Raw genomic sequence first — 25,635 nt, 5'->3', positions numbered from 1 at the left:
ATTTCTAGCTAGAAATCATTCGATATAGTTGGAAATTTTAGGGGTGCAGCATAAGTGAAACTACGCCTCTGTCTTCACCCAAGGGCAGGGCTCGCCAATCGGCGAGTTTTCTTTAATAAGAAAAGTTTTCTGCTTTGTTTATAGATTTTTAAGAATTTGTTTAGAAGGAGTTTAGACCTCAGCATTATTATGAGCTTAGGCAAGTAAAACATAAAATAAAAGGAGAGCGCAGAAATGAAAAAGAAATACTTGAAATACGTTGTGTTAACAACTGCAATTACGACAGGGGTCTCTATATATTCTCAAGCCTCGGAAGTTCATGCTTCTGTCCAAAACAAAGTAGAGCAAAATCAGCAGCAAGCGTATGCTGATATGATTCAAGTAGTGAAGCTTAAAAAGTTAAATTCGATTGCACTGGAGATCACTTTCTCAAAGCCGATTCCCCAAGAGGAATTAAATCTGGACCAAGCGAAGAAAAATTTCGTGTTCAGCAATGGCTTGCAGCTGACAAACATCCCGCAGCTCAAGACGGGAGCGAAGTCCACATATATCGTACCGGTCTCTGTGCAAAAGCCCGGGGAGAAATATACATTAACTTATAAAGGGAAAAAAGTGCGTACATTCATCGGGAGCGAAAAAAAAATAGAACTAAACTCAGTACGGCAAGTAACAAACGATACGTTTGAACTTGAGTCTTTCCGGACAGATGGTATTCTTGATTATCAATATGTAGTGGCGGCAGATGCAGATAAAGTAGGAGATTTGGCTGTTACTCTTAATAAACACAACAAATACAATGGAGTACGCTATGACATCATTCCTTCCTTAAGGGATCAAAAAGTAACAATCACTCCAGATGGAGGACAGCCGATTGTAGCGAGTTATGTCCCATTTACACAAGCTACAGATGGCAGACAAGCTCCCAAATTCCGTTTACCTGCCGGACAAACACTGCAGCCGGGAATAACTTACACAGTAACAGCTGATTGGGCAACTGTAAGACAAAGCAAATTTACAACGAAGGAAGTTGCTCCGCTTGTTATTCAATCCGCTAAACAAATTAATGCAACAAGCGTTGAAATTACTTTGACAGAAGATCCAAAAGATGAACTATTCGCCTTGCGTCAAGTCAAGCTTACAGCGGAAGGCGGATCTGAGCTTATCGCCCAATACAAATTCACTTCGCGAAAAGGAGCAACCGGAACTTTCGATATTTTAAATAATGGTTCATTGCAGCCGGAGGCAACGTATAAAGTAACTCCTATAGGCGCATGGGCGGAAGCAAAAGATATTATGATTCAAAACTAGTAGGGTAGGGCCACATCGCCATCAAGGTAAAGCAATTAAATGCCCTCAGCTACAGAAAATGAATTTAGGTATTTTTGAAGAATAAACGAGTAACAAAAATAATTTTAAAGATAATTGAGCAAAGCAATGAACAAGAGAAAATCGTAATAGAGACGACAAACCTGCTTAAAGAAATTGTTGATTCTGAATGTAATAGTAATTTGAACATCTACAAAGAACCTTGGAATGATTATTTGAATTTTCGAAAGAGACAATACTACTCAGGGCGCTGTTTTAGGCGCTCTTTTCTAATATTTGTAACAAAACATAACTTCTCATAACTTCTGTTTCCTGCCTAGCATTTAGAAGATCAGGGCTTTAATTTTTAAAAAATGTATTAGTGGACAATATCTGTGTGTTAAGACAAATAAAAGCATTCCTCTCGGCTGTTGGCAAAAGAGGGATGCTGCATCGGGCCACGAGAGAATTTCTATGAGGATTTGAAACGACATCTCAAGTAATATTTTCCAGATATATTATATATATTCCAAGATATGAATTTTGTCGCTGGTTCATCTTGGGCAGAACATAACGCAGGTACGAATGCGATTGGAACAGCAATTGTTATCGGTTCTCCGATTCAAGTGTTTGCTGGAGAACATTTTTGCCAAGAGTTACAAAAGTGGACATTTTCAGCTGCTCCTATCCGTGATCCAGCTACCCAAAAAACTTTGGGAGTCATTAACATGGCAGGGCTATGGGCAGTCAACCATCCTCATATTTTATCAGTCGTAGCTTCAGCGGCACAAGATGTAAATGGGATGCTGCGCAAGCAAGTAAAGTGGGAACGATTTAAGCTGCTCAAATATTATCAAAGCAGAAATATTTCTTGGCAGTCAAAGTCCTGTTTAGCCGTTTTAGATCGAGGAGGGAAGGTGATGAAAGCATCGCCTTTATTATATGAACAAGCTTTGATTGATTCGAACCATTTCTTGATCAGCATTCCTTCTCGATCATTACCCTTAACGTCAAGGATGTATGGGGAATGTGAACATTTAAATGGGACCTGGCGTTTTGAGCTAACCCCGTATATCTATGGAGGAATGCCTATCGGTGCCATTGTTTATGTTATTCCTCCAACCTTAACAAGTTTTAAGGGCATATACTTTGCTGCAAAATCTTCCTTCACAGGTGTGATGGATGCAACGCTTCCATCTTTATCAAGTACAAATAGCTTAAATAGCGGGGCTATAATCCGCAATCTTAATGATAAGAAACAAGCTGTGGAGAAAAAATTGATTCAGTTGCCCGATTTTTATAAATCTCTCTTTGATCATAATCCTGACGGAATCTATTCTTGTGATTTACAGGCAAATTTATTGGATGTGAATCCGGCTTTGGAAAGAATGATTGGTTATACGGTTAAAGAGCTTCAAGAGATTTCGCTTCCATCACTATTTCTTCCAGAATCCCTGGAAAGGGGAATGGAATATTTAGAAAAAACAATGAAAGGAAAGCAGCAGGAATATGAGGTGGCGATTAGGCACAAAAATGGATACCGAATAGATTTAGAGGTAAATAATTTCCCTATTTTCATAGACAACGAGATTGTTGGAGTTTATGGAAGTGTAAAAGACATTACCAAAAATAAGCAAATAGAAGAAGATTTGAAATCGACCAGACAACAATTGGACTTATTCCTTAAAAATACGGTGGATTCTATTATTATTTTCGACTTAAAGCATAATGTCATAAAAGTGAATCAAGCATTTGAAGAAGTCTTTGGCTGGACTGAACAAGAAGTAATAGGAAGAAAAAAACCTATCATTCCCAGTTTTTTAGTTGCCAAATATACAGAAATCCTTCAAAAAATAGTGAATAACAGGCATGTGATGTCGTTTGAAACGATTAGGCAACGAAAAGATGGAAGTCTTATTGATGTTAGCAGCTTTGTTTCCCCAATTGTAAATGCGAAAGGAAATGTGACAGCTTTCGTATCCATCTTAAGGGATATTACGGAGCATAAACGAATGGAAGAAGCATTGAAAGAAAGCGAGAAACGATTACGTACTTTAATTAATGCGATGCCTGACGTGGTTATCCTTAAAGATGGTGAAGGAAGATGGCTTGAAGCGAACGATTCTGCTCTTTCTTATTTTCAGTTTGAGAATGTTCCTTATTATGGCAAAAAAAATAGTGAACTGGGGAAAGGAACAAAAGTTGATGTCATTCTCCCGACCTATTATAAGGCTGCGTTCGAGAGAACTGGAAGCGGCCAACGAAGCGTGAAAACCCATTCCTTTAGGGATGGGATGGTGTCGTAGCGATAGATATGTTGACAAAGGGCTATTGCTTTTGCGCTTGAGCCGAATCGTTTGTCATACCGATTATTAGGGAAAATGAAAGCAGAAAAGACCATAGATCTAGATAACAGTGAACCACCACGACCCTAAAGGTATCGTGGTTTTACGCCCACAAATATAAAATTATAGAAAAGATAAGAAAATTACTTCGAAATTCTTTATAATGTAAAAGTAGGACAGATAGTAACTTGAAAGGAATGGAGAAGTGTGAAGAAACTGGATGTACTGTTAATGGTACTCAGCTGCCTGTTTCCAATTGCAGGTGTTATGAAACAATTCCCTCTTACATTATCACTAGTTGTGGGAGGACTGTTATTTTTCATTAGTTTGGGAAGTTATTTCGCTAAACAAACCAATTGGCGAGTATTTAGCTGGATAGCATATGCTGTATTTATTACATTCTTGTTATTGCTTCGAAACCCGTATATAACGACAAGTTTCCTCTTGGAAAATATGAAAATCTCGGCATGTATTGCTATTATCCCATTTTTGTTCCGGTTTCGTACGTATGCGATTACGATAGGATTGCTTGGATTATGGGCATTCTTATTATGGGATGTAAAACAGGTCGGTTCGTTAGAAGCACTGCAGCATATTATGTATGTAACTACGTCAGAACAAATATATTTGCTGCCATTCGGGATTGGATTTTTATTTGGGGGATGGCTGGGACATATAACAAAACCTTCTCCTAAACGCGAAAAGGGGCGGAAACCGAATAAACCGAAACAGAAAAAACAGCGAAAGGGATGGAATATTACAATTCCTATTCCGAGTCTACCGAAGTTTGGTATTAAAGTATCAAAATCTCGTCGATATGAATCCCCGGTACAGCAAACAACCCGCTTGCATGACTCGAGGCAAGAGGAGAATATGGAGCAGTATGGATCAGCAGAAGAGAAACAAGATATAGAAACAGAGTTTATCCATGAAGAAACTAGAGAAACCCGAATGGGGCGAAGAAAGAAAAAGGCTAATATGTAATATTGAATTGAAAATAACTGAAGATAAGTATTACTAATGCGACGACACATGTTGTTTCACAATGCAGCTTTAAGGCGTATCAACACTTTGCTGGATACGCCTATTTTCCACTTTAAGAAGGTATAAATTTCTAGCTGGAAGCCAATTCGACGTAGTTGGAAATTTTAAAGAATCTCCAGCACTCTACTGGAGATTCTTAAGATTATTTATTAAACTTCTGCGGAAATTGCTTCACAACTCCCGCGGAGATAGTATCTGCCATTAGGATTATATGTGAGACCCCTTCATCAATCGCAACGATTCTTGCATTCCAATCCTTTGCTAAGCTTGCAGATAAGTCATTTGTCACCAATTTTAGATGCATATACAGCAACTTTTTTAGATTTTCATTTTTTAAATAAGGGTTGGCACTGCTAAGGAACGCTGCTATATCATCAGCATTTTTATACCATTCTTTGTTTAGCTGATTCACCAAGGCTTTCTTTCCGGCTTTAGCCGCGTCTACAATCTTGCCGGCAATAATAATATGTTCCTTAAGCAACTCCGTAAGTTTGTTCCCTGCCTTTTCCCCGTAGACCGGCTTCACAGCATTCCCAATATCTTCTTGATTTTTCAGCAGTCTTGACAACACCTGCTTTTGGTCTTCTGCCCCTGCTGTTGTTGCACTTGTAATATAATTACTCGTCCACAATACATGATCAATCCAAAGTTTCCTGAATTCATTTTCGAATTTTACCTCAGATTGGCTAATGCAATGTTCTTGTGGTTGAGCCACGGCACCAATTGGTTCAGCCAGTATGGTTAGCGGAAATAACAAAATAAATCAATAATAATTTCTTCATAAAAATGGCTCCTTCCAAATTGAACAAGTATCCTTAGTATTATTTGTACATAGGATTTTTTACATTCCTCAAATAAAATTACTTTGATTTTAGCTCATGAAACCAGTCGATCTGGATCATTTTTCCATTGTCTATATGGCACTCTACTATTAAGAAACACCATGTTTTTTTGATGTAACAAATGACATCAGATGGCATATATGTCGCATTCACTACCCTCTATGTATTTTTATCGCGAAACTACCTATAATCTTTAACGGAGAGATATTACAGCATACTGATACATGAACAGATAGGAGATATGGAATATGAACCATGTACAGAGTAAGTTTCCAGAAGGCTTTTTATGGGGCGGAGCAACGGCTGCTAACCAAGTGGAAGGCGGATTTTATGAAGGCAACAAAGGAATGAATATTGCCGATGTTCTTCCTGGCGGTAAAGAGCGTCTTAAGATTTTACTGTCACCTGGTTTTGATTTTAAAATTGACAAGGAAAAGTATAGCTACCCAAACCATGAAGCAATTGATTTCTATCATCGTTATCAGGAAGACATCGCATTGTTTGCAGAAATGGGCTTTAAGGTATATCGCATGTCCATTGCGTGGACACGCATTTTCCCAAATGGTAATGAATTAGAGCCGAATGAAGATGGTTTGGCGTTCTATGATCGTGTATTTGATGAATTGCATAAACACGGAATTGAACCAGTCGTTACCATCTCTCACTACGAAATGCCAGTGAATCTTGTAACAGAATATGGCGGTTGGAGAAGCCGCGAGGTTGTAACCTTCTTTGAAAGATATGTGAAAGCGATTTTCAGCCGTTACCAAGGTAAAGTGAAGTATTGGATGACGTTTAATGAAATTAATAGTGGCTTACATTTCCCAATTATGGGTCTTGGTTTTGCCATTCAAAAAGAAGAGGACAAATATCAGCCTACTTTCCAAGCTTATCACCATCAGTTCGTTGCAAGTAGCATAGCGGTAAAACTATGCCGTGAAATGATGCCAGATGCTCAAATTGGCTGTATGATTCTTTATGCGCCAGTGTATGCTTATGATTGCAACCCTGAAAATGTAATGTATGCTCTTAGGGAGCAACAGCTTTTTAATTATTTTTGTGCTGATGTGCAAGTACGCGGGGAGTATCCAGCTTTTATTAAACGTTATTTCAAGGAGCACAATATCGAGCTGGCAATACAAGAAGGCGATCTAGAGTTAATTAAAGAAAACACGGTAGACTATATTGGCTTTAGCTATTACATGTCCCGGACAGAGAAAAAGGTGAAATCAGCAGAAGATGCGGCACAAGGAAATATTCTGTCTGGTGTAAGAAATCCATTTTTAAAGGCTAGTGACTGGGGCTGGGAAATCGATCCAACAGGCTTACGCATTTCTTTAAACGAGCTTTACGATAGATACCGCATTCCGCTCTTTGTTGTAGAAAATGGTCTAGGGGCAATCGATACAGTCGAGGAAGATGGAACGATTAACGATGACTATCGCATTGATTATCTGCGTGATCACATCAAGGCAATGCGTGAGGCTATTGAAGATGGTGTGGAACTGATGGGATATACAAGCTGGGGATGTATTGACTTGGTAAGTATGTCAACAGGCGAGTTCTCTAAGCGTTATGGCCTTATCTATGTTGATAAGCATGATGATGGCAGCGGTACATTGGAACGCAAGAAGAAAAAGTCTTTCTTCTGGTATAAAAATGTGATTGCAACGAATGGGGAAGAGCTATAATCTTATATTTTATAAATGAGGTAATGTTCATTTTTCTGAATGAGATGATCCCAATATAGGCCGTACGGTAGTCTTAATAACAAAAGCTCCCATACTGAATAGTTTTTTGGAAAAATCCTGCTTCCCTTATTAGTAAGTAAGAATCAGGATTTTTTGTGTCCAGTCTTAGTCGGGATGAACCTAATAGGACCAATGTGTTAATTAATTATTGAGTGGTATATCCACAATTTATTTTCTTCAGCAGTCTCCGTAGATTTTTTTCCGCAGCTTCTCCTTCAAATAAGAATAACAAGCACATGTTGTGAAAAGACTATAACAGGTATCAAATCATAAGGGGGGACATTACATGGATAAGCAACGTGCAAAAGACATTGCAGCTTCACCAGTTATGGCAAATGTAACGTTTGATGGTCATCAAATTTATATCGAGAAGGTAGATGAGCAAAATGGAACTGCTACAATTTATCCTCTTGATCAGCCAGAAAAGAAGCAAAATGTGATGGTAGATCATTTAGTCGAGTATTAAAGGAAAGCCTGTAGATCCTTCATATCGAGACAACTTATTTCATTACCAGAATAGCAAGCAAAACCTCCCACATATAGGGAGGTTTTTGGAGTTGCAGAAAATACCAGTTGATAATTATTATAAAATCATTAAAATAGACTACACATAAGGTCAAAGATAGTCAAAGTCAAAAACGACTTTCATTTTAATAGATGGATATATAGAGAAAAGGAGTGGCGTGATATGAAATGTCAAGCATGTGGTCAACAAATGGCTGCTGTATTAGTAAATATTCGCGTAAATGGTCAAAAAAGTGAAAAGCATCTCTGTCATGCTTGCTATGAAAAGGAAAGACAGAGCGTATTCTCAATGGGAGGAAATCCATTTGGTGGATTCTTTAATCTATTTGAAGGAGGCGCATCAAAAGGAATGCCGAATATGGAAGAAGAAAAGGGACAAGCAGTAAAGGAAAGCGGTTTGCTTGGACAAATCGCACGCAATTTAAGCGACGCAGCAAAACGTGGCCGTATTGATCCTGTTATTGGCCGAGAGAAGGAAATTGATCGAGTTATTGAGATCTTGAATCGAAGAAATAAAAATAACCCTGTATTAATTGGGGAACCTGGTGTTGGTAAGACTGCGATTGCAGAGGGATTAGCGATGCGCATTGTCGAAGGAAAGGTTCCAGCTAAATTGCGGAATAAGGAAGTTTACGTACTGGATGTTGCTTCCTTAGTGTCTGATACAGGGGTTCGCGGGCAATTCGAGCAGCGTATGAAGCAATTGATCGAGGAGCTGCAGCGAAACGATAACATCATTTTGTTTATTGATGAAATTCACACAATTGTAGGGGCGGGCTCTGCTCAAGGTTCCATGGATGCGGGGAATATTTTAAAACCAGCATTGGCACGCGGTGAGCTCCAGGTTATTGGTGCAACGACTTTGAAGGAGTATCGTGTCATTGAAAAGGATGCGGCATTAGAGAGACGCTTTCAACCCGTTATGGTAAATGAGCCATCTGTAAAGGAGGCCATTTCGATTTTAATGGGCTTGAAAGAGCAGTATGAGCGTTATCATCAAGTTCAGATTCCGAATGAGGTTATCCAAGCATGCGTAATGCTTTCGAATCGTTATATTCAGGACCGTTATTTGCCAGATAAAGCGATTGATCTCCTGGATGAAGCTGGTTCAAAAGTGAATCTGCGCGGAGGCAATAAGGAGGCAGCAAGTCTTGAGCTAGCATTAAATCATGTTCGTGCGGAAAAAGCGAAAGCGACGGAGAAAGAAGATTATGAGAAAGCAGCTCAGCTTCGCGATGAGGAAAAGAGCTTACTTGAAAAATTACAAAGCGCAGAGCAATCAGATGCAGTTGTAACCGTGCAGGATATTGAACATATTATTGAAGAAAAAACGGGTATTCCTGTAAGTAAGCTACAGCAGCAGGAACAACAAAAGCTGCAAACTCTACAGCAGCGTCTAACAGAGAGAGTAATTGGGCAGGAGCAAGCTGTCGAGAAGGTGGCAAAGGCTGTACGCCGCGGCCGGGCTGGTCTAAAATCTAAAACAAGACCGACAGCCTCCTTCCTATTTGTAGGGCCAACAGGGGTTGGGAAAACAGAACTTGCTAAAACGCTGGCAGAGGAAGTATTTGGTGATCGAGAAGCGATGATTCGTCTTGATATGAGTGAGTACATGGAGAAACATTCTGTCTCTAAGCTAATCGGTTCTCCACCAGGCTATGTTGGTCATGAGGAAGCAGGTCAGTTGACTGAGAAGATCCGAAGAAAGCCGTATAGTCTTATTCTGCTTGATGAGATTGAAAAAGCACATCCAGATGTACAGCATATGTTCCTGCAAATATTAGAAGACGGTCGCTTGACGGATAGTCAGGGGCGCACTGTTAACTTTAAGGATACAATCATTATTATGACAAGCAACGCAGGTGTGACTGATAAAAAAGCAACTGTTGGATTTGCTGCATCCAGACAAGAGCAGTATAGCAATCTCCTAGATTCCTTAACTGCTTATTTTAAACCGGAATTTTTGAACCGTTTTGATGGAATCATTCCATTCAATCATTTGGAACGAGAAAGCCTAGTGAGGATTGTTCGACTTCTATTTAAGGAACTACAAGAGAATCTAAATGAACAGCACATTGAACTGGCTGTGGAAGAAGAAGCAATGCAAATAATTGCTGAAATCGGCTATCATCCAGCATTCGGTGCGCGTCCGTTGCGCCGCGTTATGCAGGAAAAGATAGAAGATGCTGTAGCAGATCTTCTTTTGGAGGATAATGTGGAGGGTATTCGTGTGTTCGCAGCAGGTGGTAATCTTCAAGTTGCGAAATTATAATGATAAAATGCTGCGCCAAGCTGTTTGCTTGGCGCAGTTATCTACATATATGCTTGAAAGGAGCAACAATTATATCGATAACAGCTAGACAGTTGTATCCGTTAAGCAAGAACGATTTTTGTTCCTCATCATACATGCTAGTTTTTTTCTTGGACGGCATGTATAATAAGTAAACAAAAAAGGAGAGAATTTCTATGAATAAGTCATTCTATCATTACATGATGAAATACAGGGATGGTCGTAAAACAGACAGTATGACGCAGCTTGCAACTAAAATTTATGAAGACTATAGCTTTCCGAAGCAATCATCAGATTATGACGAAATTAGCTCATATCTCGAGTTAAGCGGCCTATTGCTGACTATGGCTATATTTGATGAAGCATGGGATTATTATGTTACAGAAGCATAAAACAGCACACTCCGGTAAGAGAGTGTGCTGTTTTTTTACACTTTAAGAAGTATAAATTTTTAGTCGGAAGACAATTGGATATATGTGGAAATTTTAAGGAGGTGTAAGGACAACGCTGTCTCTGTCTTCGCCCGGGAAGCAGGGCTCGCCAATCGGCGAGTTTTCTTTACACTGTAGGAAAGCATAAATTTCCAGCCAGAAGCAAATTCGACGTAGCAGGAAATTTTAGGAACAAAGTGTAAGTGCAACTACGCCTCTGTCTTCGCCCAAGAACAGGGCTCGCCAATCGGCGAGTTTTCTTTAGAAAAAATCGAAAAATTCTTTTTTACATACGTGTGTATAATAAGCGTTTTCGCAGCGAGCGCATATACTGTTATCGTCACAGCACTCTTCAATCACGACTCACAAAAGGAGAGAAATACATTGACTAAGAAAAAACAACCTAAATATAGCATTGGCGATATAGTCGTGATTACATTGTATGGAACCGTTGGCAAAATTACGAACGTAAAGATGCTCGATGGTGTATATCTATATGAAGTGAATAATCACGATGGTATTTACGTGGAGCATACATTACAACTAATAACAGATTATGAGGGACGGAATGTGGAAAAAGAATGGATTGAACTGCATTATAAGTTTACCTTCGGTGATCTTGTCCAGGTAACTGGATATGAAAAAGATGTATTTCGGGTAGTTGGCTATCGTACGGAAGTTTGGCGTTATAAAAATGATGCATGGGAAGATACAATTTATGAGTTGTCTCGCATTACAGACGGTGAGTGGCTCGAGGCGGACGAATCTGATCTTACACTCCTAGCAAATGCTCAAGCGGCAAATAGTATATTAAAGAAGCTGAAAAATGACAAAACAGGTATTAACAAGCTCGACCTTGAAAAACTCAAATCTGTCAATAATTCTAAACGTGTTGGAATTAAAACCAACCGTACAGAAATTATTAATGGCTTACTTGATGTATATAATGATTATAGAGAGCTGTATCACACATTTCAAGATGAAGAGTACAAAATTGTGATGGATTTGGTTCTCAGTTACTTAACAAAACTAACCAAAAAGAAGTAATCATGTTTAGAGAGAGAAGAGAAATTGCAATAACACATGTATTGTGAAGGGTATGCCCACTATAGTTAAAAAGATAACGAGAGCTTTTATCATACGATCGGTCCACATATCGAAGTGTTCATTAGCAAATACGGTCAGACGTGATGTGTCTTCCTCTGCTTTCCAGTCAATCATGCTATTTTTTTCCACAACATCGTTCCCCCTTTAATAGCTTGTACTACATGGGTATGCACAGGCATGGTTTGATATGACTGGTACATACTAAGCCAATTAAAAAAATGTTTTTTCGTTTGTACACATAAATTTCATTTTCCCTCATAAAACAGAAATAAAGGGGTGATGAATGTGAAAGAAATTGAAGTGGTCATTGATACGGAAGAGATTGCCGAATTCTTTTACAATCAATTAATCCGAAGGGGATACGTGCCAGAGCCGGAGGAAATGGAGGAGCTGGCAGATATCACATTTGATTACTTACTTGAAAAGTGCATGATTGATGAAATTTTTGAGGAAGAAGAATAACAGCGAAAGTAGCGACGGGTTGCACTCGTCGTTTTTCATTTCTGTTTTACGAAATTGTAACAACCTTCGACTTCTAACAACTGTTATAATAGAGACAAATGTGAGAATGAGGTGAAGCAATGTTAAAGAAATTACTTAAAGCCTTATTGGGACAAAGTCATAAATATCGTTCTTATTCTAGCAGTGATTACAAGAAGCACCATCATTATGGAAATCATCACCATCATGGAAATCATCACCATTATGGTCATGGTCATTATAAAAAGAAGCATAAAAGCCATAGTGTTTTTTCTAGCTTCTTTAGTAGCTAATGACGTTTTTTTCGCGTATCTCCAGTATTTTTGATAGACCGCTGAAACTGGGTACTGTTTTACTGTATTATCGCATCGAAAGTGTAATTGGCATGGGAAGCTACGGATTTACGTATCGCGTTACTGATTTGAACACAGGGGAAGAAAAGGTGCTAAAACAGCTGCGGAAAAGTAAACAAAAGCTTGCGTCGGGAAGAAAATCATTTCAGAATGAGCAAGCAATTTTGCAGGAAATCAAGCATTCTTGTATTCCGCAGTTGTTTCATTCCTTTGTTTGGAATGATGAGCCGTTTTTTGTAATGACCTACATACAGGGAAAAACATTTGAGCAGCTCATTTTTGAAGAGCAGCACGTGTATACTGAGGAGAGGGCATTTTCCATTATTTACGATATTTTGAGGATTGTTTCGCATTTTCATAAACAGGGTATTATTCATAGAGATTTGCGCATTCCAAATATCTTAACGGAAGGCGGGCGGATCTATATTGTTGATTTTGGTTTAGCCTGCCGCATGGGTGAGAAGGATACAAGAGAGGAAACCTTTTTTGGTGAGAAGCAATATATGCGAGAGGTTCATTATCGCAGCGACTTTTATGCGCTAGGACATTTTCTTCTCTTTTTGTTGTATTCGGGCTATACACCTGTTTCAAAGAAGGAACGTCCTTGGTATGAAGAGCTGCCCCTATCTCATGACGGGAGAAGCATAATTATGCGTATGCTGCGTATAACAACGCCGTATGAAAATGCAGAGGAACTGATGAATCATATTGAAACAATGGAAAAGGAGAGAAGTATATGTTTCAAAGATTTTTAGCAAGTGTCGGCATTGGGGCAGCTAAGGTTGATACAGTATTGCAGCGCGATGAATGGGCAGTGGGAGAAGAAGTGAAGGGGATTGTCCATATTGCTGGCGGCGCTGTTGAACAAAATGTTGATAGTATTTACCTTACACTTTCTACTACGTATACACGAGAGTCAGATGACCGAAAAGTATCAATTACACAGGACTTGGCGAAAATTCGCTTAACAGATCCCCTTGTGGTCAAGCCGGGAGAAAAGCGAGAGGTGCCATTTTCCTTTACGTTACCTATTGAAACACCTTTAACATTCGGTCTCAAAAAAGTATGGATCCGTACGGGGTTAGATATTAAACATAGCATGGATCCAAGCGATACGGACTATATTCAAGTGCTGCCGGGTACTCTTATGAGTGACGTAATGCAGGCCGTACAGAGCCTTGGCTTCCGATTACGCCAAGCAGAATGCGAAGAGCTGCCGCACCGTTTGCGAGGCAGCGTTCCTTTTGCGCAGGAGCTTGAGTTTTTACCTGTATCAGGTCCGTTTTACCGAAAGCTAGATGAGTTAGAGCTCCTTGTTTTCCCGCGTTCCCTGAATGAGCTGGAGTTTATTATGGAGATTGATAGGAAAGCAAAAGGATTAGCAGGCTTATTTTCTGAGGCGCTAGATTTAGACGAGACGCGTGTTCGCTTCACAGTTACACCTTCTGATGTGGCAACACTTGCACATAGATTAGAACAGATGATAAAAAAATATTGTTAATGCATAAAATAAAAAATAGAGGGGAAGCTAAGAACCCCTCTATTTTTTATTTGAGCGAGGTTGATGAGAGCGATGAAACAACGCGTACGTTTACTAGAGTGGATGATACTTTGCGCGGGTGTTTTTATTGGCATGGCGAGTACATATGAAACAGCAGTTCTCGTTTATACTGATGTAGCGGTGAGTAAATACATCCACTCTTTTCGCAATGACATGTTTACTATGTTTTTTAGGCTTATATCAGATATAGGCTCCATTCGACTGTATGCGCCGCTTGTTTGTTTGCTGGCACTGTATTTTTTGATTCGAAAACGCTGGTTAGTTGTTGCTTTGCTAGTTGTTAGTTTATATGGTTCCCGTTATTTGAACTTTGCACTAAAGTCTTGGTTTGAGCGTGCACGACCCGACATTCATACACTTGTAACTGCCACAGGTTATAGTTTTCCGAGCGGTCACGCGATGAATGCGACAGCGTTTATCGGCTTTATTGCTTATTTGGCAATTACAGAGCATCGTTTGGAGCTTCGACAGAAAGCGATTATTATTACAGTGGCTTCCTTGTTGATTTTTTCGGTTACTTTAAGCCGTGTATACCTAGGGGTACATTATCCCACTGATATTCTTGCGGGTTGTGCAGCAGGAGGGGCTTGGCTTATACTGTGCATTTTGTTTCATCAATTTTTTTCTAAAAAAACAGCTTAGCATCAAGAGGATGCTGAAAAAGTCTATTTAACAAAGAAAAGAAGCTAGACAACTACTGCAACTGCATGTAGATGGATAACTTCTTTTCTTTGTATATGAATAAAATTTTTTAACGTGCTCAAAGCAATGACTGTTTCAGCAGCCTCTAATCTTAAAGCTGTTTTTTATTTTAAGGAGATATGGATTCTTAGCTATAAGCTAATTTAACGTAGTGGAAAAGCTTAAGCATAAAATGCAATGCAAGTGCACTTACGTCTCCATTTTCGTCTAAAGGCTCGCCAATCGGCGAGGCTTCTGTTTTCTTTATATTTGTGGGCGTAAAACCACGATACCTTTAGGTTCGTGGTAGTTCACTGATGTTTTGTTTTACTTGGTTCTACGTGAATATGGGAATGGAGAATCTGATGTTCTTGTTTTAGAAGCTCTTCAATTTCATCTGTAATGCGGTGGCTTTCTATTACATCCATAGTTGCGTTTACTTCAATTGTAATGTCCACATAAGCTTCGTTTCCATACATGCGGCCTCTGATGTCCGTAATTTTATTGACCCCGTTCACCATAGCTACTGTATGTTTATATAATTCCATCTCACCCGGATCAATGCCATCTGTTAATAAATGAGAAGCATCTTTGAATATATCCCATGCTGTTTTGCAGATGATAATCCCAACGATAAGTGCTGCAATTGGATCAAGCATCGGTACCCCATATTGGGAGGCAATGATGCCAATTGTTGTGCCAATGCTAACAAGCATATCGGAAAGATTATCCTTTGCCGCGGCTTCAAGTGCTTTGCTTTTTGTTCGCCTTGCAAGAGCCATATTGTATAAATATACGCCGTACATTACGACCGCACAAAATATAGCTACCCATGCTGCTGTTACACTAGGTGTTGTTTGTTCACTTTGAAAGAATAAACGCACGGCTCCAATCATTACATCAATTCCTACGCTTGCCATAATAAAGGAAGCTGCTAGAGAAGCGACTTGTTCGGCACGGGAATGACCGTATGGGTGATTATGATCACGTGGTTTTCTAGAAATTTTCAAGCCGATTAGTATGGCGAGGGATGCCCCGATATCTGTTAAGTTGTTCAGGCCGTCTGCGCGAAGAGCGCTTGATGCGGTAATGTAGCTCACAGTCAGCTTTATTGCTGATAAAAATATGTAGGCGGCAATACTAACAATCGCACCGTGGTCTGCTTTTTTATGAGAATATGCTTCCATGTGCATATCACACAACCTTTCGCAAAAATGTTCCTGTATAAGAGTAACAGATAAGAATTGAGTGGGTCTATACAAACATTGTTGTGCAAAAGTAGTTTTTTAGGAGCAGGATAAGAGTGTTTCGGAGAGGCAACATCTCAGATTATATATGAGGTTGATAATAATATTATTATGTAAACATATAAGTGTGTAAGTGGACGATGTTTATATTTTGATACAAACATAAAGTCAATTAAATGGAAATTCGCCCATGCAGTCAAAATACAATAGGATTAAGGAAGGGGGATGGCGGGGATTGAAAAAACAATGGGTTATTACACAAAGTGAAAGGGATCAATGTTTTGTTGATGCTTTGAGAAGGATACGGGAAAATGTTGATATCCTAAAGGAGAGCGCAGCAGAACTGGATCATGTTAAAGAAGGGATTGAAGGATCATATCATCAGATTTTAAAGGACCTAAAAGCTTTAAAACTGTACAGATAAGAGAGCATCCTTCGGGGTGCTTTTATGCTGTAAAGGCAATTTGGCATAAGGGGAATTTATAAAACAAGCGTAGTGAGAAGACTTGTACTTTCTCTTATCTTGTCATCTGTTCTTTGACGAGATAAGATTAATAAGAAGAACTGTAAAATAAAGGGGATGAAGCAAATGAATTTTGAAATGCATACCCATATCGTTTCTCATGATTTAGAAGTGCGTGTTGACGCAGAGGACAATTTATTTGAACTTCGGCTTGATGGTTATCATGTATACCCATTAGAAGAGACAGTACCTATATATAAAACTGAAAAAGAAGCAGTCGGGAAGGCTGTACCGAAAATGATTGTTTGGAATGAAGGAAAAACGATTCTCCGTTATCAACTCGTTTCTCTTCATTCTGTCAACTAAGATGAGGAGAGAGAAGGCATGAAGTTTTTTCATACGGCAGATTGGCATTTAGGAAAATTAATTCATGGTGTGTATATGACAGAGGACCAGGAGTTTGTACTGAATCAATTTGTAGAAGCCATTCGGCTAGAGAGGCCTGACGCTGTTATCATTGCGGGGGATTTGTATGACCGGGCTATTCCTCCGACTGAGGCTGTTGATTTACTTAATCGGACATTAAGAACGATTACGATTGATTTACAAACTCCTGTGTTTGCAATTGCGGGAAACCACGATAGTCCCGATCGGATCCATTTCGGAAGCGAGTTGATGAAGGCGCAAGGTTTATATCTTGCTGGACAGTTTCAATATCCGTATGAACCAGTAGAGCTTGTGGATGAGCACGGGAAGGTTCATATTCATTTAATTCCATATGCAGATCCAAGTGTTGTTCGATATAAATTAAAAAATGATGATGTGCGCAGTCATGATGATGCAATGCGTATTCTTGTAAATACGATTGCTGAAACAATGGACCAGGAAGCTCGCCATATTTTTGTTGGACATGCCTTTGTAACGCCATCGGGAGAGATGGAGGAGAATACGAGTGAAAGCGAGAGACCGTTATCAATAGGTGGCGTTGAATATGTGAATAGTCATTATTTTAAGCACTTTCATTATACGGCACTTGGGCATTTGCATCAGGCCCATTACATACGTGAGGAGAAAATTCGGTATGCGGGCTCGCCTATGAAATATTCCATTTCGGAAGAACACCATAAAAAGGGTTTTTATATTGTGGAATTGAATGGACAAGGGGATATCACGATAGAAAAGCGGGAACTGAAGCCGCTGCGTGAGATGAGAACTGTGGAAGCTAAGCTAGATGAGCTGCTGCGTCATGAAATTTGTGCAGATTATGTATTTGTAAGATTATTGGATGAAAATCCTGTTTTGCAACCAATGGAGAAAATTCGCACTGTGTATCCGAATGCAATGCATGTCGAACGAGTCTTGCATAAGCAAGGAAAGACAGATACAGGAGAAGCAGCTGCATCCCGTCATCAAATGGATGATATGTCCTTGTTAAAGGCCTTTTATAGAGAAATGCGGGGGAACGAATTGTCAGATGTGAAGCAGCAAATTTTTTTAGAAGTGCTAGACGAAGTACGTGAGCGGGAAGGAGGGCGACGATGAAGCCGATTCGACTTATTATGAATGCGTTCGGACCATATAAAGGGAAGGAAATTGTGGATTTTGAAGAATTGGGTGAGCATCGCTTATTTTCAATTTCAGGGAACACAGGTGCTGGAAAAACAACAATCTTTGATGCGATTTGTTATGCGCTCTATGGAGAAGCAAGCGGTGAAGAGCGGAATGATGCTGTTATGCTGCGCAGTCACTTTGCTGAGGATCATGTGCATACGAGCGTTGAGCTTATATTTGCTATTAGAGACCGGGTATATCGGATTATGAGGCAAATGGCGCATAAAAAGAAAGGAAATAAAACGGCAACAGGCGGAACGATTGAATTTTACGAAATTGTTGGAGAAGAGCAGGTGCCGTGCGTGGACCGTGTTCACGTGACCGATATCAATCGAAAGGTAGAAGAGCTGCTAGGTCTAAATAAGCATCAATTTAGTCAAATTGTAATGCTTCCGCAAGGGGAATTTCGTAAGCTGCTGACTTCTGAAACAGAAAATAAAGAGGAGATTTTGCGCCGTATTTTTAAAACAGACCGCTATAAGCTTATGAGGGAGCTATTGGATGGGAAACGGAAGGCACTGCACGACAAGCTGCAGGGCAAGAGGAAGGAACGCGATATTTATATACGGAACGCGATGCAGCTTCCTGTACGTGAGTCGTCTTTTTTAAAAGAGCTTACAGAACAAGAGAGTGTAAACAGCTATCAAGTGCTGCAAGCCTTAGAAGAAGAACAGGCCTTTTATCAAAGTCTATTGGCAGCATTGACAAAGAAGACGGAATTGCAAGTAAAGGAGCTTGCGGAAAAAGAGGAATTCTATCATAGGGCTAAAGCAGTCAATGATAGATTACTAGATTTACAGTTGAAGGAAGAACGCTATGAACAGCTGCTTCTTGATCGTCAAGTGATGGAGCAAAAGCAGCAGGAACTGCAGCTTGGCGAGAAGGCAAACCGTCTTGTGCCATTTGAGGACACATATCTGGAGGCTGTTCACATCGCTGGGCAAGCAGAAGCAAGGGTTGCTATGCTGCACGGGAAACAAACAGAAATAGAGCAGCGTTTCCAAAGGACTGAGCAATTGTACAACGCTGAAAAAATGAAGGAACCGCTGCGTGAGGAAGCAAAGCGAAACAGAGAAGCTTTGACAGAGCTAAAGCCTATTTTAGAAACCTTCGCCTCCAAAGAGCTGCAGCTAAAGGAAACAGAGAAGAAGCTGCAAAAGGAGAAAGAGCGGCTTCAGGCTGTTGTCCAAGAGGAGCAAAGAAGCTTAGAACAACGTAAGAATCTAACTCAAGCGCTGCAACAGCTTGATGAGTTGTTACGTGACTATGCGGCAATGCTTGAAGAGCGAGCGGCATTACGGGAGGATTTTAAAGCGCTCAAAGTATACCTGGAAGCTTCGCAATATGTGAAAGAGCAAGAGGCTCATCTATTACAGGCGAAGAGTGTGGCCGAGCAGTGGCAAAGGAAATATGAAGCAGCTGAAAAGGCAGGGCTTGCAGAACAGGCTGGACATCTTGCGCTGCAGCTAGAGGACGGTTGTCATTGTCCTGTATGTGGAAGTACTTCCCACCCGAATAAAGCGGTATTCCGTGAACAGGGAATTCATAAGGATGAACTGCAACAGCTTCGCAGCAAGCGGGAGCAGGCGGAGAAAGAGTATTTTCAATACGAGGGAATCTGGCACTCGGCAAGCAAGGATTGTGAAGACAAGGCACGGGAGATTGAAGAACGCGGCTATCATCGTGCCGAAGCTACACAAGAATATGAGATGCTCATGAAAAAAGGAACACAATTATCTGAAAAAATTGAGATCTTGAGGCAAAAGGAAACTATACGGAATGATATAAAGCTAAAAATCCAAGAGCTCGAGGCGCATATAGAAAAGCTGCAGAACGATAAAGGACAAATCGAAGCTCACCTGCAGCATATGGAGCGTTCGTACATGGAGGAGCAGGTTGCCTATAAGCATGATCAAACGAGAATTCCAGTGCATATTTCCAATATGAGTATGTGGAACAGCAAATATCAAGAAGCAGAGAGTTTGATTCAGACGTTGGAGGAGAGCTGGAAGCTAGCAGAGCGGCAGTATGAGCAAGTGACAAAGGAAAGATTTCAAATCCAAGCAGACTATGGCTCCGCGCTGCGGCAGCTAAAGGAAGCTCAAGAGCAAAAAAGTCAACGATATGAGCGTTTTGCGGCAAGCCTGCGGCAGGCCAGTTTCATAGATGAAGCCGCTTATCAAGCTGCGAAAAGGCCCCAAGAGCAAATTCTGTCCCTGCAGCAAACAATCGAGTCCTACTATTCAGCAGTACAGTTGCTTTCCAAACAAATCGAGGAGTTGCGCAGTGAGCTAACGAATGAAAAACGAACTAATGTAGAGGAATTACTGGGGACAATCGAAGAACTGCGACAACAAGCAGAACAAACGAAGGAACAGCGTCAGCATACAATGATGACCCTTCAATATATAAAACAAACTGCAGAGAATATTAGCAGAATTGATGAGGACATTCAAGAAGAAGAAACTGTTTTTCATGAGCTTGTTGATTTGTATGAGGCTGTCAAAGGCGATAATGAGAGCCGGATTTCTTTTGAACGATATATCCTTATTGAATATTTAGAGCATATTGTGCAGGCAGCAAATGAGCGGCTTCGTAAGCTTTCAAACGGTCAGTTTTATTTAAAAAGAAGCGATAGGGTGGAAAAGAGACTTCGTCAAAGCGGTCTCGGACTAGATGTGTATGATGCGTATACCGGACAAACACGCGATGTAAAAACACTATCTGGCGGCGAAAAGTTTAACGCATCTCTTTGTCTGGCGCTCGGGATGGCAGATGTGATTCAATCTTATGAGGGAGGCATTTCCATCGAAACGATGTTTATTGATGAGGGCTTCGGATCTCTTGATGAAGAATCGCTTGTAAAGGCAATCGACACGCTAATAGACTTACAAAAGTCGGGTCGTCTGATTGGTGTAATTTCCCACGTGCAAGAGTTAAAACATGCGCTTCCAGCTGTTTTGGAAGTAACAAAACAGAAGGATGGCTGTAGTCGAACACGGTTTGTGATACAGGTATAGTCATATGCAACAGAGGTACACAACTAGACCGCACAACAGTTTAATAAGATATTTACTACTCCTGGGAATTCGTAATGTTCGATGAATAACGAATAAAAAACTTTATCCATCTTGTAAATGAATCCTTCTTTTGTCTATGTTTTGTTTTTTAATTAGAAATAAGATGAACCTTGCCATTAGTTGGCAGGGTTTTCTTCATCTATCCATATATCCTCCATATGCATTTCTAATGCTTTAGCAATACGCATACATATAATCAATTCAAAATACACTAGTGTGAATACTTTATACAACTCCATAACAAATCAAAGGGAGTGCATCTTATGAAAAGAACTGCTGAACTTGTTACTGGATTGATTGGTGGAATTTTAGGATTACTTATAACGGGATTCTTATTCTTAATGCTTATATTTGACCCGTACATTTATTCAAATGATGCCGATACTCAATTTGGTGTGCTAATTCTAATTTTTGTGTATTTTATAATGCAATCTGCCTCAATAGTTTTAAGTTGCTTTGTCAACAGAATCAACAATGTTGTTTATGGAATCATTATGATTGTAATTGGTACGATATTATTGATTTTGTCTATGTTCGTTATGTTCATCCCATCATTACTACAGATTATTTCTGGATGTGTAGCATTTAGGACGTTGAGAAATAAGGAGAATTCTAATGATATTCAGTATTAATTAAGTGAATAAGGCTTACAAAAGTCGGGTCGTCTGATTGGTGTAATCTCCCACGTGCAAGAGTTAAAACATGCGCTTCTAGCTGTTTTGGAAGTAACGAAGCAGAAGGATGGCTGCAGCCGGACACGATTTGTTATACAAGTATAATCATACTGACTTACGTAACCGCTTATCCCTAGAATGGATATTATTAAAAGGAAACAAATCAATAAAATCAATTACTATTTGGTAGGCAAGAAATATTAAATGAGGAATGTTTACAAATCATTTCTAACTGATTACTCAGGAGTAGTGCTTCTCTGGAGCTCATCGATGAATCCTGCCGTCAAACCTAATTTCAGCAATACGCATACACACAATCAACTCAAAATACTCTATTCCAGACTGACAATTTCTTGTCGTTTCATATATCAATATATAACTTGTTTTTCAATGTTACACTAGAGATTGGCAGAAGGATAAGGTATGCTGAAAGAGAGTACATCCTTTTTATATTTAATGATTGATGTTATTTCATAGACAGTATTTAAGAAAAGCACCTTACTTTTTTACGCTTTAAGAAAGTATAAATTCCCAGCTAGAAGTTCATTTGACGCAGTGAGGAATTTTAGGAACAAAGTATAAGTGCAACTACGCTTCTGTCTTTGCCCAAGAACAGGGTTCGCCAATCGACGAGTTTTCTTTACACTGTAAGAAAGTATAAATTTCTAGCTAGAAGAGCATTCGACATAGCGAGAAATTTTAGGAATACAGTATAAGTGCAACTACGCTTCTGTCTTTGCCCAAGAACAGGGTTCGCCAATCGACGAGGTTTCTTTACACTGTAAGAAAGTATAAATTTCTAGCTAGAAGAGCATTCGACATAGCGAGAAATTTTAGGAATACAGTATAAGTGCAACTACGCCTCTGTCTTCGCCCAAGGGCAGGGTTTGCCAATCGGCGAGTTTTCTTTATAACAAGATAGTGAAGGACGAGGGCTGCGGTATTACAAAGGAAAAATTGAGTCGTCTTGGGGAACCATTTTACTCAAATAAAGAAAAAGGTACAGGTTTAGGTCTTATGGTATGCTTTAAAATTATTGAAGAGCATAAAGGGAGAATAGAAGTTGACAGTGAGGTAGAAAAGGGAACGACGGTTACGATACATCTGCCAATAGAAGGAATGAATTCTATAAGGGAGAATTAGAATTCAGACATTGTATCTGTAGCCGAACAAGGTTTGTTATATACATGAAAGAAAAGACTTTTAATTATAAACCGTATGTATATGTAACGTTACTATTTACTTATTGCGAAACTCCTTGTAATCTTATGTTTGAATCATAAAACTTTTAAGAAAAACAAAAGAAAGAGACAGGAGTATACGACGATGATTAAAGCAATCTTTTTTGACCTTGATGATACGCTTCTTTGGGATCAAAAGAGCGTAGCGGAAGCTTTTAAGGCAACATGCCAAGCCGCACAACAAAAATACGGAATCGATCCTGAGGCGTTTGAAGAAGCGGTTCGCAAGGAAGCAAGAGAACTGTATGCCTCTTATGAAACGTATGAATTTACACAAATGATTGGTATTAATCCATTTGAAGGACTATGGGGGAACTTCCTAGACGATGATGATAATTTCCGTAAAATGAAGGGAATTGTTCCGACATATCGAAAAGATGCGTGGACGAAGGGACTTCAAGCATTTGGGATTAATGATCCTGCATTTGGTGAAGAGCTAGCGGAAATGTTCCCTGCACAGCGCCGTAAGAGTCCGTTTGTATATGATGAAACATTCCAGGTGTTGGATGAGTTAAAGGGAAAATATCAGCTACTATTATTAACAAACGGCTCACCGGATTTACAAAATACAAAGCTTGATATTACACCTGAGTTGGTTCCTTATTTTGACCAGATCGTGATCTCTGGTGCTTTTGGAAGAGGTAAGCCAGATCCATCCATTTTTGAGCACGCCTTAGAATTAATGGGTCTTCAAAAAGATGACGTGATTATGGTTGGCGATAATTTAATGACAGATATTCTTGGAGCGTCTCGCGTTGGAATTACGTCCGTTTGGATTAATCGTCATGATAAAGAGCGAAACGAAGTAATCCCTAGCTATGAAATTAAGCATTTAGAGGAATTGTATCCTATTCTTGCTGAGCTTAATAATAAATAAAAAAACGAAAGGACGGACAGGCTCGGCAACTGTCCGCCTTTTTGTTTTTCTATTTTACACTTTAAGAAAGTAGAAATTTCTAGCAGGAAGACAGTTTGATGTAGTTGGAAATCTTAGAAATAAAGTGTAAGGGCAACTACGCCTCTGTCTTCGCCCAAGGGCAGAGCTCGTCAATCGGCGGGTTTTCTTTATCCAGTTCGCTTTTTGTCTAGCTCCTGAAGTCTTGACACTAGCTGTTCAAATAACAATCTATCATTTTTGTCTAAGGCCTCGTCAATTTGCCGCTTAACCCTTTCTATTTCCTGCTCATGTGAAATTTTTTCAATGAGGGCTTCAGCTGCTCTTGCGTGACGTTCTGATTGCTCGTACAAATGAATGGAATCAGCTTCAGGAGAGTCTAGCATTTGTAAGTAACGATGATTTAATAATTTTCCGTAGAAATTTAAAATGAGATTTACCTTTTCAGATGGATTGAGCGTTAAGTCATGTAAAGCTTGTGATACATCTTCTGTTTTTCGATAACGGTCGTAAAAGGCAAAGCCGCTTTCATCTGATTGCATACTTGAAACAACTATTGTTTTTTCGCGAGGCTTTATTTTATCAACAAAGGAGAGGTTCTCCAAAAGATGAGGACGGTGTATGATAAATTCCAATATTTTGCGTGCGTCCGTAGATTTCAGGCGATGATTGTCTAAAAACCATTTTAAGAAATTGCGCTTTTCTGTTATTGATATCCATTTTCTCATGCAAAATTCACCTGCTTTTTTAGTTTGAATGATAGCTGCAAATAGGACTACCTAAAATGATACCATAAATTGGTGAATTTCGTGATGGAAAAGTGAGGAATAAAAAGTGCTTTGTTTCAGTACATTGTTGGCTCGGTGCAGGGGAAAGATCCTCCGAGCAATGAAGTAAAAGCAATTCATCGTTCGGAGAACTGTCCTCGTTTGTTTACACTGTAAGGGAGTATAAATTTCCAACTAGAAGTCATTCGATGTAGTCGGAAATTTTAGGAATATAGTGTAAGGGCAACTACGCTTCTGCCTTCGCCCAACGGCTCGCCAATCAGCGAGTTTTCTTTACTGAATCAGCTGTGATCCTATCGTGCCATTTATTGAATAGCTAACCGAAATATCCGCGTTCAGTGAATGGGAAACAGAGCAATATTTATCTTTTGATAATGTAATAGCCCGCACTACTTTTTCTTCGGGCAGCTCTCCTTCAAGCGCATATAAAATATGAATGGTTGTAAAGCGTTTTGGATGCTCCTCTGCTCGTGTACCATCTATTTCTATATGGAAGGAGCTCGGGTTGAGACGCATTTTTTGCAAAATAGAAATAATATCAATGCCGGTGCAGCCGGCTACTGCATGTAAAAGGAGTTCTGTAGGCCTCGGACCGCTGTTTTGTCCTCCTATGTCTGTTGCTGCATCCATTTTAATTTCATGTCCTGATGGAGCACTGCCAGAAAAGGACATTTGCCCAGTCCAAGTTATGTTCATTTTCATGTGATTCCTCCTGCTACACTACGTAATATAGTGCTTTACTTTCGATTTCTGTCTGACCGGAGAATCTCGCTGTTTGTAGGTGCGTTCAGAGCGTAATTGCCGTTATTATCGATTGTCACCGTCTTTTTATCATATTCACCGTCTGCATGCTGCTTTTTCTTTACAAATGGATCTTGATTGTTTCCCATGTGTATCACCTCCTGTAATACATAGTATTTG

Annotated in this window: 24 protein-coding genes and 3 pseudogenes; 20 read left to right on the top strand and 7 right to left on the bottom strand. The window is 39.7% G+C overall.

Annotated features, from left to right (window positions below; translation table 11 throughout):
- Positions 1–234 precede the first annotated feature (234 nt).
- The 3 genes from EP737_RS03305 (at position 235) to EP737_RS03295 (ending at position 4,634) form a co-directional block, all read left to right on the top strand.
- Positions 235–1,308 carry a hypothetical protein gene (locus EP737_RS03305; RefSeq protein WP_129726475.1) on the top strand — a complete coding sequence of 358 codons (1,074 nt, stop codon included), beginning with the start codon at positions 235–237 and terminating at the stop codon, positions 1,306–1,308.
- Positions 1,309–1,841: 533 nt separating this feature from the next.
- Positions 1,842–3,611, top strand: coding sequence for a PAS domain-containing protein (locus EP737_RS26170; protein WP_246040168.1), 1,770 nt, complete (start codon positions 1,842–1,844; stop codon positions 3,609–3,611).
- Positions 3,612–3,857: 246 nt separating this feature from the next.
- Positions 3,858–4,634 (top strand): DUF3959 family protein, encoded by a 777-nt coding sequence (locus EP737_RS03295; RefSeq protein ID WP_129726474.1) that lies wholly within the window; start codon positions 3,858–3,860, stop codon positions 4,632–4,634.
- A 202-nt stretch (positions 4,635–4,836) separates the two neighbouring features.
- On the opposite strand, the gene EP737_RS03290 is transcribed toward EP737_RS03295, so the two are convergent.
- A complete protein-coding gene (locus EP737_RS03290) occupies positions 4,837–5,454 on the bottom strand; it encodes a glycosyltransferase (protein ID WP_425455841.1) in 618 nt (205 codons plus the stop codon).
- Positions 5,455–5,784: 330 nt separating this feature from the next.
- Between EP737_RS03290 and EP737_RS03285 the strand changes: the two genes are divergently transcribed.
- From EP737_RS03285 to EP737_RS03265, 5 genes are all read left to right on the top strand, one after another.
- Positions 5,785–7,227, top strand: a complete 1,443-nt coding sequence (locus EP737_RS03285) for a glycoside hydrolase family 1 protein (RefSeq protein ID WP_129726473.1) — start codon at positions 5,785–5,787, stop codon at positions 7,225–7,227.
- Positions 7,228–7,573: 346 nt separating this feature from the next.
- Positions 7,574–7,753 (top strand): small acid-soluble spore protein H, encoded by a 180-nt coding sequence (locus EP737_RS03280; protein WP_129726472.1) that lies wholly within the window; start codon positions 7,574–7,576, stop codon positions 7,751–7,753.
- A gap of 222 nt (positions 7,754–7,975) precedes the next feature.
- Positions 7,976–10,084: an ATP-dependent Clp protease ATP-binding subunit gene (locus EP737_RS03275; RefSeq protein WP_129726471.1), complete on the top strand. Its 2,109-nt coding sequence runs from the start codon at positions 7,976–7,978 to the stop codon at positions 10,082–10,084.
- A gap of 194 nt (positions 10,085–10,278) precedes the next feature.
- Positions 10,279–10,494: a YozE family protein gene (locus EP737_RS03270; protein ID WP_129726470.1), complete on the top strand. Its 216-nt coding sequence runs from the start codon at positions 10,279–10,281 to the stop codon at positions 10,492–10,494.
- A gap of 423 nt (positions 10,495–10,917) precedes the next feature.
- Complete coding sequence (locus EP737_RS03265; RefSeq protein ID WP_129726469.1) at positions 10,918–11,580, top strand: hypothetical protein; 663 nt, start codon at positions 10,918–10,920, stop codon at positions 11,578–11,580.
- 6 nt (positions 11,581–11,586) lie between these two features.
- Here the strand turns inward: EP737_RS03265 and EP737_RS03260 are convergent, their stop codons facing one another.
- On the bottom strand, positions 11,587–11,769 hold the full coding sequence (locus EP737_RS03260; RefSeq protein ID WP_246040166.1) for a DUF3930 family protein: 183 nt from the start codon (positions 11,767–11,769) through the stop codon (positions 11,587–11,589).
- A 156-nt stretch (positions 11,770–11,925) separates the two neighbouring features.
- Here EP737_RS03260 and EP737_RS03255 point away from each other — a divergent pair, with 156 nt between their 5' ends.
- From EP737_RS03255 to EP737_RS03235, 4 genes are all read left to right on the top strand, one after another.
- Complete coding sequence (locus EP737_RS03255; RefSeq protein ID WP_129726468.1) at positions 11,926–12,102, top strand: YozD family protein; 177 nt, start codon at positions 11,926–11,928, stop codon at positions 12,100–12,102.
- 310 nt (positions 12,103–12,412) lie between these two features.
- On the top strand, positions 12,413–13,228 hold the full coding sequence (locus EP737_RS03245) for a serine/threonine protein kinase (RefSeq protein ID WP_129726466.1): 816 nt from the start codon (positions 12,413–12,415) through the stop codon (positions 13,226–13,228).
- Positions 13,210–13,974 carry a sporulation protein gene (locus tag EP737_RS03240; RefSeq protein ID WP_129726465.1) on the top strand — a complete coding sequence of 255 codons (765 nt, stop codon included), beginning with the start codon at positions 13,210–13,212 and terminating at the stop codon, positions 13,972–13,974. Before EP737_RS03245 ends, EP737_RS03240 begins: the two co-directional genes overlap by 19 nt.
- A gap of 63 nt (positions 13,975–14,037) precedes the next feature.
- Positions 14,038–14,676: a phosphatase PAP2 family protein gene (locus EP737_RS03235; protein ID WP_425455833.1), complete on the top strand. Its 639-nt coding sequence runs from the start codon at positions 14,038–14,040 to the stop codon at positions 14,674–14,676.
- 350 nt (positions 14,677–15,026) lie between these two features.
- On the opposite strand, the gene EP737_RS03230 is transcribed toward EP737_RS03235, so the two are convergent.
- Entirely contained in the window at positions 15,027–15,902 is an 876-nt protein-coding gene (locus EP737_RS03230; protein WP_129726689.1) for a cation diffusion facilitator family transporter, read from the bottom strand.
- A gap of 295 nt (positions 15,903–16,197) precedes the next feature.
- On the opposite strand from EP737_RS03230, the gene EP737_RS03225 reads away from it, so the two are divergent.
- The 5 genes and pseudogenes from EP737_RS03225 to EP737_RS26800 form a co-directional block, all read left to right on the top strand.
- Complete coding sequence (locus tag EP737_RS03225; RefSeq protein WP_129726463.1) at positions 16,198–16,386, top strand: hypothetical protein; 189 nt, start codon at positions 16,198–16,200, stop codon at positions 16,384–16,386.
- Between the two features lie 165 nt (positions 16,387–16,551).
- On the top strand, positions 16,552–16,791 hold the full coding sequence (locus EP737_RS03220) for a DUF2584 family protein (RefSeq protein WP_129726462.1): 240 nt from the start codon (positions 16,552–16,554) through the stop codon (positions 16,789–16,791).
- 18 nt (positions 16,792–16,809) lie between these two features.
- Complete coding sequence (locus EP737_RS03215) at positions 16,810–17,967, top strand: exonuclease SbcCD subunit D (RefSeq protein WP_129726461.1); 1,158 nt, start codon at positions 16,810–16,812, stop codon at positions 17,965–17,967.
- A pseudogene (locus tag EP737_RS26805) lies at positions 17,964–18,494 on the top strand (AAA family ATPase); the annotation flags it as partial. The gene EP737_RS03215 and the pseudogene EP737_RS26805, both read left to right, overlap by 4 nt.
- Positions 18,495–20,165: 1,671 nt before the next feature.
- Positions 20,166–21,056 (top strand): annotated as a pseudogene (locus tag EP737_RS26800) (SbcC/MukB-like Walker B domain-containing protein); the annotation flags it as partial.
- A gap of 176 nt (positions 21,057–21,232) precedes the next feature.
- Here the strand turns inward: EP737_RS26800 and EP737_RS26490 are convergent.
- Positions 21,233–21,355 (bottom strand): hypothetical protein, encoded by a 123-nt coding sequence (locus EP737_RS26490; protein ID WP_281278869.1) that lies wholly within the window; start codon positions 21,353–21,355, stop codon positions 21,233–21,235.
- 24 nt (positions 21,356–21,379) lie between these two features.
- Between EP737_RS26490 and EP737_RS03205 the strand changes: the two genes are divergently transcribed.
- The 3 genes and pseudogenes from EP737_RS03205 (at position 21,380) to EP737_RS03195 (ending at position 23,908) form a co-directional block, all read left to right on the top strand.
- Entirely contained in the window at positions 21,380–21,748 is a 369-nt protein-coding gene (locus tag EP737_RS03205) for a hypothetical protein (protein ID WP_129726459.1), read from the top strand.
- Between the two features lie 969 nt (positions 21,749–22,717).
- Positions 22,718–22,933 (top strand): annotated as a pseudogene (locus EP737_RS03200) (ATP-binding protein); the annotation flags it as partial.
- A gap of 183 nt (positions 22,934–23,116) precedes the next feature.
- Complete coding sequence (locus EP737_RS03195; protein ID WP_129726458.1) at positions 23,117–23,908, top strand: HAD family hydrolase; 792 nt, start codon at positions 23,117–23,119, stop codon at positions 23,906–23,908.
- Positions 23,909–24,096: 188 nt separating this feature from the next.
- Here EP737_RS03195 and EP737_RS03190 read toward each other — a convergent pair whose 3' ends face one another.
- The 3 genes from EP737_RS03190 to EP737_RS25415 form a co-directional block, all read right to left on the bottom strand.
- Entirely contained in the window at positions 24,097–24,654 is a 558-nt protein-coding gene (locus EP737_RS03190; RefSeq protein WP_129726457.1) for a YpiB family protein, read from the bottom strand.
- A gap of 333 nt (positions 24,655–24,987) precedes the next feature.
- Complete coding sequence (locus EP737_RS03185) at positions 24,988–25,416, bottom strand: OsmC family protein (RefSeq protein ID WP_129726456.1); 429 nt, start codon at positions 25,414–25,416, stop codon at positions 24,988–24,990.
- A 35-nt stretch (positions 25,417–25,451) separates the two neighbouring features.
- Positions 25,452–25,604 (bottom strand): hypothetical protein, encoded by a 153-nt coding sequence (locus EP737_RS25415; RefSeq protein ID WP_165350687.1) that lies wholly within the window; start codon positions 25,602–25,604, stop codon positions 25,452–25,454.
- Positions 25,605–25,635 lie beyond the last annotated feature (31 nt).

Source organism: Ectobacillus funiculus (assembly GCF_004138295.1).
GTDB classification, from domain to species: Bacteria; Bacillota; Bacilli; order Bacillales; family Bacillaceae_G; genus Ectobacillus; species Ectobacillus funiculus.
Note: the sequence above shows the minus strand (reverse complement) of the source record. Positions and strands in the feature narration are given on the sequence as shown.